This window comes from Streptomyces sp. RP5T, assembly GCF_003933965.1.
Taxonomy (GTDB): Bacteria; Actinomycetota; Actinomycetes; order Streptomycetales; family Streptomycetaceae; genus Streptomyces.
In genome coordinates this window covers 1-8,954 of sequence record NZ_RSAJ01000341.1, presented here as the reverse complement: position 1 = coordinate 8,954, position 8,954 = coordinate 1, and the positions used below count along the sequence as shown (strand labels likewise).

Below are 8,954 nucleotides of genomic sequence, written 5' to 3'. Positions count from 1 at the left end.
GTAGGCGCCGCCGAGGTCGAGGTTGGTGATCCAGGTTTTGAAGCGGTGGTTGAAGTGGCCGTAGGAGATTGCCTGGTGGCCGTTGGGGTTGCGGATGCGGGAGGGGAATAGGGCCAGGCCGGGGCGTTCGGTGGCTGCTGGGGTATGGCCGTAGCGCTTTCGTAGAGCTGGAGTGTTTTGGTGCGGCGGGCATCGAGGCGGTGGTAGATGGGGTCGGGGATGCGGATGCCCTCGTTGTAGTTGCCGACCTTGGTCTGGTCGTGCCACAGCATGGCCAGGCCGCGGTAGCGGCCGATGCAGTCCAGCCGTAGTTCGATGACTTCGCTGCAGCGGCGGCCGGTGGCGACGATGGTCTCCCAGATGTCCCGCAGGCCCCGGTCGTTGAGGTCGAGTTCCTCCAGGCGGTGCAGGTTCGTCTGGTCGGTCAGCGCGCGGGCGACGTCGTCGCTGAAGGGGTTGCGGGAGCGCTGTTTGAGGCCAGTGCCGCCGAAAGGGATGGCGGTCAGGAAGCCGGTGTCGATGGCGAGGCGTTCGGCGTGGCCCGCGGTGATGGCGCTGTAGAGGAGCTTGCGGGCGCCGTTGAAGACGAATTGGCAGCTCAGATCGGTGACGGTGGGGGATCGTCCGTCGACCAGGACCATGCCTAGGGACGGCAGGCCGTGGCGGGCGCGGTGGCGCTGGTCGGCGACGAACCGCTCGGCGTGCTCGCGGCGCAGCTCGGTGGGGTCGTGGCCGGCATTGGGGGCGTCGGTTTGGAGGAAGACGCCCAGTTCGACGGCGGCGCGGCGCATCTGGTCGAAGGGGCCCCGGGTGCGGGGGCATTGCGGGGAGCGGAGCCATTCGGCGAGGTGGTCCCAGAGCAGGTCGCGCAGCCACCGCTGGGGTACGGCGGTGAGGTCGAAGTTGCTTTGGGCGTTTTTGAAGCGTCGTCCGAAGTGATCGGTTTCCAGGAAGCCTGCGTCCTTGGTGTCGGCGGGGCTGTAGTAGACGCAGCGCAGACCGTGCACGATTTCCCGGAGGGCTTTTCGGACTTCGGAATCCATCTGCTTGCGCGTCAGGTTTTTGTAGCTTTCATCGTGAAAGTCCATCAGCGAGGTGTAAGCGCCACGCCAGCAGTGTTTGACGAGGTTCCTGACGCTGTTGAGGGGCCAGTGCGAGTGCTGTGTGGACTGGTGGGCGTGGGTGTGCAGGCCCCATTGGATTTCCGCGCGCACCAGTGGTGGCAGTCCGTGGAGGTTGATCAGCCCCGGCTGTGATACGGGCTCCGTGGCCGCGCACCAGGTGTGGAAGGCGGGCTCGTCGTCGTAGGTCACGGGGAGCTGGCGTCCGTCTTGGATGCGGCCGTGGATGTGCTCTGACCGGGCTCCTCCTGGGCGCTTGTCGGTCTGGTAGCGGGCCTGGTGCTGGAAGCAGAGTCCCACCGAGGTGCAGGCTAGGAAGGGGCAGCGGGCCTTGCAGGGGCCGTAGCCGGGTAAGGCGTGCTGGGCCAGGGCCCATTGGTCGAGGTGGTTGCGGTCGAGGTGTGCTGCCGCGCCGCGCTGCCAGCGGTTGTGGTGCTGATGGCATAGCCGGGTCGTGGGGTTGCCGGCCGGGCGGTCCGGGCAGATGCGGCAGCGCCCGTAGTCGACCCCTCGTGCGGCGGGGAGAGGCGTTGCGGTGTTCATGAAGGTGCGTTTGGTCTGGCAGGTCTGTTCTGCCTGTTCCCATTGCAGGTGGTGGGTGCCGCACAGGTTGTGGCCCACCCGGCGGATGCGCTCGCAGCCCTCGACGGCGCACTGCCAGGCGAACACCGGATGCTGCGCCGGGACATAGATCAGGGTGTCGCGGAAGAGCGGGTCGAAGCCGGGGGCCTCGATCAGGGTCGTGAGCAGTTCGAGGCGGTCACGGCCGATACGGGGAGCGTCGGCGCGGCCGGGCAGCAGCGTCAGCGGGATCACGGCCGTTGCCCCCATACCTGCTCCAGCGCCGCGGCGAAGTCGGAGTCGTGAACGTCGACATGGCCGTAGACCTGCTCGACGGTCGCGGCTGAAGCCCAGCCACCGGCATCCCGTGCGATCAGCGCATTGCCCCGTGCGGCGTCCAGCACCGCAGTGGCGAAGCTGTGGCGGAAGGCGTGTGGTGTCACCCTGCCGATCTCCAGGCGGGCCGCGGCCCGGCGCAGCATGCCGCGGGCGGCGGTGGTGCTCCACGGTTGCCCGAGGGAAGGGCCGTGCAGGCTGACCAGGAGCATGCCGTGAGCGACCTGGGCGGGGTACTGGCTGGTGATGTACTCGAAGTAGGTGTGGATCATCGCCGGGCTGGCCCGGCGCACCGTCCCGCCCCACACGGTGCTGTCCTGCCATGCCCAGGGGGTCTTGGTCTTGACCCGGGCCCGGTTGGCGTTGTCCTCGCGGTGGCAAATGTGCACATGCGGTCCCCGGCACTGACCGCATGTGGCTTGCTCGCGCAGGTGCAGGTCGACCAGGCGCAGCCCGCACAGCTCCCCGATCCGGAACCCGCCGTCGGCCAGCCACGTGACCACCATCCGGTCCCGCGCGCACGACACCGCCCCCAGCAACGCCTCTCGGGCGCCTTCGGGCAGCATCTTCGGATGGCGGCGCACCTGCTCCGCAGGCGCGAGCGGGTTGGCCGGCATGTTGTCCAGGACGTGGCCGAGCATCGCCCGCCGCCGATCCGCCCGCGTTGGCAACCGGGTCACGCGCAGCGCCTCCGCCAACGCCGGGTTCACACCCCGGATACTCAGGTGGAGGTAGAAGCCCTTCAGGCAGGAGGCTGCGGTCTTCAGTGCGCTGTGCCCGTAGGGGCGTTTGTTCTCCCGCCATGGCAGGCCGAACGGCCCCGGGTAGTGAGCTCCCAGAGCTGCAATGTAGTGCCGGAGGTCCTCAAGTGACACCGACTCTGTGTCCAGGCCCGCGAATCGCAGCCACCGCAGATGATCCACCAGCATGTGCGCGTACGTACGGTCCGTGCCCGCAGCGCAGGTACGCAGGAAGCCGTCCGCCTCCACCACGACCGTGCAGTCCGTGTCCACGATTGTGTAGGACACCCGGCCGTCCCCACGGACGATCTCCTGCACCCGTAACTCGCCCACCACCAACCGACCAGCCATCGCGTGCCGCCCTTCACCGAGCCCGGGACCGCTCCAGCAGCGATACCTCAGCTCTGAGTCCACACCCCTCCCCCACACCTGCGGACCACTCCACGCGAACGTCCCGCACACCCAGGTGACGGTTGGTAAAGTCCGTCACCCTCACACGCCACAACGCCCCCTTGAGTCGCGCGTTGGCGGTAGGCATCCTCAGGGGCAGGCATGGCCGACGGCCCGGTGGTTCATCCATACCGCCACATCGCACACCCGCAGCGCACTCACCGTCTCGGATAGCCCCGCGGCCTGCCGCAGTTCCAGCAGTTGGCGGTGCAACGCGGCGTCGTCCTCGCGCAGCACGGCATGGAGAGCGAGCCAGAAGGACGGCGGCCGACCGACGGCACAGCGGACGACTCGGTCGTAGACCGGGAGCAGTCGGGGACGCTTACGGGCCAGGACCTTCCCGGCGATGACCCAGTTGACCCCATGCTGCTCGCAGAGCAGCCTCCAGGCCTGGTCCGCCGGCGAACCGTCGGCCACGACGTCCGCGTCGGCGTCGACCATGTCGATGTCGTTGGGGATGGCGTGCAGCAGACGGGACAGCCGCGCACCGAGAGGGCCCTCGAGAATGTCCAGCGCGACCGGCGCCGGAACGGTCACCGACAAAGTCTGCACCGCGACCAGGTCCTCCGCCGTGAACCGGTCGGCGGCCTCCGGCCGGTCTCCCCCACCCCCCAGATGCTCGAACCGACTCCCGGTGAACCGCATCCCGCCGGGCGGCAGACCGATCCCGAAGTAACGCCGCAGGTCACTGATGACGCGCTCGGAACTCAGCAAGACGCGCAACCGCTGTCCCAACGGCGACAACGCTCCACCCGGAACACCGGACGCTGCAGTGGAAGCGACCATGAGAACTCCGTCCTTCATCGAGATCATGCGCGGGCGAGCAGCGCCAGGGGACGGTCCGAGAAGCATCCGGCGAGCCGGTCGGCGAGTCACGCGGGGACACCGACCATCAGCTCGTAGATGGGCTCTGATGCGGCTGCGGCAGGGCATTGACGAGTGGCTTGAGGGCACTGTCCAGCAGCCCAGCGTGCCGGGCTGGTGCATCGGGCCGTACTCGCATGACGTGCAGGATGTGGTCGCGTACGGCGGCGTTGCACAGACTGCCGGACTGCTTGCTGCGCAGGATGTCGAGGAGGCTCGGACCGGATGCCTCCTGCAAGGCCTCGATCATCTCCAGTTCTTCGATATCTACGATCTCCACCGGGTCCGTGTCCGGCTTCGGGAACAGCCCCTTCCGCCGGGCGCGCTCACGGATCACGGTCAGGGTGATGGGGTTGACGGGGAAGCCCTCCGGCAACACGAGCAGCGGCAGGAAGCGACGGTCGCCAGCAGCAGGAGCTCCGGTGAGAGCGGCCTCGTCGCCGCGCAGCGCGGCGATGGTCGCATCGATCTGGTCGAGTTCATCGACGAGTTTGTCGATGTCGTCGATCTGCGATGCGCCGGGTACGGCGGTGGCGGCTTCGCGGCGCAGCTGGGTGGTGGTGACCTCGATGACGATCCAGGTGCCGGGATAGTCGATCGCGGCGTCGGCGATGCGCTGGCCTGGGGCGGTGTAGGCGGCCTTGAGGTCAGCGTCGTCGTAGACCCGGCGGGTGGTGCCTTCGTCGCGGGTCATCGCGTGCAGGACTTCGCTGACGTACACCTCGCTGCAGTGGCGCAGGGTCTGTTTGGCCCGGGCGGCCGTCTGGCGGTGACCAGTGGGCTTGGTGCGCCCCGGCGGCGGGAACTCGATGTCGCAGATCGGCAGCCATCCGAAGGCCCGGCTGATCAGGTGGCGGGGATCGAGGACCAGCAGCCGGTCTTCGGGCAGGCGGATCACGGGCCACTGCTGGAAGGGATCGAAGGACCATTCAGTGCGCTGTTCGGGGCGTTCGGTGCGCACGGCTTCCTGCATGCCGGGCAGGTCGTTGGCGATCAGCGCCATGACCGACTCGACGCGCTCCACGGGCAGGGTCAGGTCGGCCAGTTCGCCCGGCTCGATGACGAACCGTCCCATCGTGGTGCGCAGCCACAGGTAGCCGGCGACGGCCGCCAGGTCCTCCAGGCGGGCGCCAGTGCAGTCCTGGTAGGTCTTGCTGAGGTCGACCATTCCCGGCTCGCCGTGGTGTTCGGCGGGCAGTTGCAGCCAGCGCCGCGCGTAGCGGGCGAGGACGCCCGGGACGGACCAGATGCGATGGAAGTGCTGGTTGGCGATGATTTCGCGGCCCAGTGTGCCGGGCCGGTCCGTGATGACGTTCGGGCCGGGATCGGGATAGTGCCCCATGGTCTGGGTGAGGTTGAACAGAGCGCCGACGATGTCGCCGTCGGGGAGGTTGTCCGGCACGGTGTCCGGGGATACCTCCATGGCCCTGCGTGCCAGCAGCATGAGGGCCTGGGGCACGAGCAGCCTGCGCGTCTGGTCCCGGAGCAGGTTCCGGACACGGCTGCGGACCGGCTCATCCAGCCACTCGCCGGCGAAGTGCGCCTCGACGGCCTGCACGGACACGCCGGGCAACTCCAGGGCGTTGAGCACCCGGGCGCAAAACCGTATGACGCCTTCAAGAGGAAGTCGCTCCAGCTGGCGCACGGCGTAGTCGGCGGGCAGCTCGAACCCGAAGATCTCATCGGGCGTGAGGTACGCCGCTCCCAGGTCGATCGGCGCGGGCGGCACGGAGGTGGCGGGCACCAGCAGGCCGCTGGGATGCGCGTTCCAGCGGGGCACCAGAGCCGTCGCGGTGGAGCCCTGCAGCACCGGGTGCCCGGATGAGGGATCGGCCAGATAGCCGGTACGCAACGACGCGGGCTCGGCATCCGTGAACATCCTGCTCAGCGTTTCGATCTTCTGGACGAGGCGCTCTGCGGCGTCCATCGGCACTCCCGTCGTGCGTGTATCCGCTGGCCGTGAACTACCGGCTGCCGGTGTGACGTTGTTGCGGATTTCAGTGTTGGGCTCCTGGCCGGACGGGCCAAGCGCGAATGCGTGGCTGGCCGGACGCTTCTGGCCGGGGGTTTCAGCGGAATCGGTGCAGGAGGTCGTCGACAGCGCGCCGGGCGCGGAGAGGCCATCGGCGTACCGCACGGGCACGGGCAGTGCGGGCCTGTTCAGCGGCCGGGTGCCGTCCCGTGACGGTGACAGGGGCGTCGTCGCCGAGCGCCCGCAGCATGCCGTCGTAGGGGCAGCCCCTCTCGCAGCCGTCTACGCGGCGCTCGAGGGTGGCGGTGGTCAGGTGGTACAGGTGGGCGCCGGTGTCGGCGATCCCGCCCGGCGCGGTCGTCATGGTGACGAACTGGTTGAGCTGCGCGGCCGCGGCACTGGCGGAGAAGACGAAGACGTTCTCCTTGCGGCGCAGCGGATGATCGGCGGGCAGGCCGGTGATGTAGGCGGGGTCGTCGAGGGAGCCGTCGCGTTCGGCTTGGACGTGGGCGGGGTCGTACTGGCCCAGGCATTCCAGGCAGGCGCGTCCGGGGGCGGCGATGTGGGCGCGCCATTCGGCGCCGCGCAGGCGTCCGCCACGGGCGTCGACGGCGATGCCGCCGTCGACGACGGGGATGAGGTGGGCGTACGCGAGGAGGTTGAGGACGGCGCGGGGCCAGGGCCGGTCAACGCAGGAGAAGATCACGTCGCAGTCGGCCACGGCGGCGAACCCGGCCGGCTCGACCACGCTCAGCTCGTACGGCGCCGCGCGGAAGTTCGTGGCGGTGGCCGCGCGGCGGGCACTACGGACAGCGAGGCGGGCCTTGGCCCGGTGCAAGTGCACGTCGCGGATCGCGGCGTGCAGGAGCCGGTCGAGGTTGACCTCCTCGACGGTGTCGAAGTCGAACAGACTCAAGTTCTGGATTCCGGTACGGGCCAGGGCTTCGACGACGAGCATGCCGACCGAGCCGCATCCGACGACACCCACGTGCAGGCGCGCCACGTCGTCCTGGGTTGTCTGTCCCCAGGCGGAAACGGTGCGCAGCTGCCGGTTCGTGGCCGGCGGTACGGGCACGAGGCGGCTGTTGAAGGTGACCATCAGGCGGCCACCGACCACACGGACGCTCTCCGCCTCAGTGGGTGCGTAGCGGCGGGGAGCCTGCTGCTGCCAGATGCGGGCACCGAATCCTGCATCCGTGCCCGCGAAGGTCAGACCGACCAGCGGACGGCCGGTGATCACCTGGGTCTGCGCGGCGAAGGACGCCTCAGCCTCGTGATCGATGGCGTTCAGGCGCTGCCATCCCCTGCCTTTGGGGTGGGAGTGAATGAAGCCGAGCCCGCAGCCGCGCTCGGCGGCCAGGGCCGCGGCGCGCAAGAAGTAGGCGCTGGTGAAGTCCACCGTGCCATGCACGATCCGCTCGCCCTCCTGCGGCAGCACCACCTCGGCGAGCAGCGCAGTGGTGCGGCTGGCGCCGGTACTCGGCCGCCACAGCACGAAGGCGCAGTCCTCCTGCCCGTCCGCACGGCGCAGGTGATCCGTCAGGTGCTGAGCGACCCCGCTGGTCATGGCGACCGAGAAGCGGGTGATCACGTCGTAGGCCCGTTCTCCAGCTGCGCGAACAGGGTGCGCAGGTGCCGCAGATAGCCGCGGACCGTACGGTCCTGCGCCCAGTCGGCGGGCGGCCGACTCCAGTGCTCCCACTCAGGCCCGAGCGGAGAAGTGTGCACCGCACCGTGCGGGTGTCCCAGGCGCGGGCTGATGTGCGGGCCGTGGGGGGCTGACAGCGGCCAGTCCGGCACCAGCTCCACGCCGATACGTACCGTCGTCCCGGCCTGCGGCCCGACCTCGACGAGGTAGTCGAAGACGGCGAAGTTGCCGCTCTGCTCCACCGTGTAGCCGGCCCGGCGCAGGCCCGCGAGCATCCCCGCGGGCCCCGCCTCCGGCATCACCGCAGTCATGCGGTCGGAGTCGGGCCGGTGGAGACCGACACGAACGTCTCCCGTTCGTGCACGGTGATCTCCTCCTCCCCGCGGCCGGCGAACGAGTGCTGGTGCCGCCCGGTGATCCGGACCAGGTAGTGCGTGCCCGCGTCGATGCCGGCCAGGCCCAGGACCGCGTTCGGCGTCGTGTGCTTCGGCACCTCCACCGGCTCGCCGTCCACCGTGACGGTCACCGTCTTGCCGCCGGTCTCCTCGTGCTGGATATCTGCCGTCGTCATGACGACCACCTCCCCTTCCCCCGGCCCGCCGCAGCAGGCCGGGATATGTGAAAGGCGGGCTCGAAGCCCGCCTACTTGCTCTTCTTCGAGCCGCGCGACGCGCGCTCGTTCACCGTCGTCGACGGGTGCCTGCGCACCGTCGACTGCTTCACGAACCGACCCGTGACCGCACTGCGACCACGCTTCCCACCAGACCCACTCGCCTTGCTGGACTTGCCCGGCATGACGTACCTCCTTCCGGATCTAACCGATCCGACCTGCAAAGACACTCCATCGCGAGGAAAGTTTCATGCACCCATTAGGCCAATGAAACTTTCCTTGATCGAGAGAGTAGCATGGAAGCGACAGGTATACGCAAGAGGTCTCTGGGGCTGCCGGTGGACATCGCCTTCGACGACGCGGAGCTCGCCCGCGTCTGCAACAGCGACGCGGCACGCCGGGCGCGCTACGGACCGGAGGCCGCCGTCACGCTCCACAGACGCCTCGGCCAGATGGCCGCCGCCGACCACCTGGCCGACCTGTATCACCTCGCGGCCGCCCGGCTGCGGCCCAACCCAACCGACAGCGGTGTCAGCCGGATCGTCTCGCTCGGAGACCACGGCCACCTCGTCGTACGCCCCCGCGACGACCCGCCCGCCACCCACCACGACGGCACCCTCGACGAACACTCCGTACGCGCCCTGATAGTCAC

The 8,954-nt window shown here is 69.1% G+C and carries 8 protein-coding genes; 1 reads left to right on the top strand and 7 read right to left on the bottom strand.

Annotated features, from left to right (window positions below):
* The 7 genes from EHS43_RS28860 to EHS43_RS28830 all read right to left on the bottom strand — a co-directional run.
* The coding region (locus EHS43_RS28860) for a site-specific integrase (RefSeq protein ID WP_125193659.1) at window positions 1-1,937 on the bottom strand (1,937 nt) is incomplete at its 3' end.
* Window positions 1,934-3,046 carry a tyrosine-type recombinase/integrase gene (locus tag EHS43_RS28855; protein ID WP_260470757.1) on the bottom strand — a complete coding sequence of 371 codons (1,113 nt, stop codon included), beginning with the start codon at window positions 3,044-3,046 and terminating at the stop codon, window positions 1,934-1,936. The genes EHS43_RS28860 and EHS43_RS28855, both read right to left, overlap by 4 nt.
* 252 nt (window positions 3,047-3,298) lie before the next feature.
* Window positions 3,299-3,922, bottom strand: a complete 624-nt coding sequence (locus EHS43_RS28850; RefSeq protein WP_260470756.1) for a DUF6308 family protein — start codon at window positions 3,920-3,922, stop codon at window positions 3,299-3,301.
* Between the two features lie 178 nt (window positions 3,923-4,100).
* A complete protein-coding gene (locus tag EHS43_RS28845) occupies window positions 4,101-6,209 on the bottom strand; it encodes a hypothetical protein (protein WP_260470755.1) in 2,109 nt (702 codons plus the stop codon).
* Window positions 6,142-7,635: a ThiF family adenylyltransferase gene (locus EHS43_RS28840; protein WP_125193657.1), complete on the bottom strand. Its 1,494-nt coding sequence runs from the start codon at window positions 7,633-7,635 to the stop codon at window positions 6,142-6,144. Before EHS43_RS28840 ends, EHS43_RS28845 begins: the two co-directional genes overlap by 68 nt.
* Window positions 7,632-8,003 (bottom strand): hypothetical protein, encoded by a 372-nt coding sequence (locus EHS43_RS28835; protein ID WP_125193656.1) that lies wholly within the window; start codon window positions 8,001-8,003, stop codon window positions 7,632-7,634. The genes EHS43_RS28840 and EHS43_RS28835 overlap by 4 nt, the downstream gene beginning before the upstream one ends.
* On the bottom strand, window positions 8,000-8,263 hold the full coding sequence (locus EHS43_RS28830) for a hypothetical protein (RefSeq protein ID WP_125193655.1): 264 nt from the start codon (window positions 8,261-8,263) through the stop codon (window positions 8,000-8,002). Before EHS43_RS28830 ends, EHS43_RS28835 begins: the two co-directional genes overlap by 4 nt.
* A gap of 335 nt (window positions 8,264-8,598) precedes the next feature.
* Here EHS43_RS28830 and EHS43_RS28825 point away from each other — a divergent pair.
* Window positions 8,599-8,954, top strand: a 356-nt coding sequence (locus EHS43_RS28825) for a hypothetical protein (RefSeq protein ID WP_125193654.1), incomplete at its 3' end; no start/stop codon positions are given.

Coding starts and splice junctions, on each gene's coding strand:
- EHS43_RS28830 (WP_125193655.1), bottom strand. CDS start 8,263: ATGACGACGGCAGATATCCAGCACGAGGAGACCGGCGGCAAGACGGTG.
- EHS43_RS28835 (WP_125193656.1), bottom strand. CDS start 8,003: ATGACTGCGGTGATGCCGGAGGCGGGGCCCGCGGGGATGCTCGCGGGC.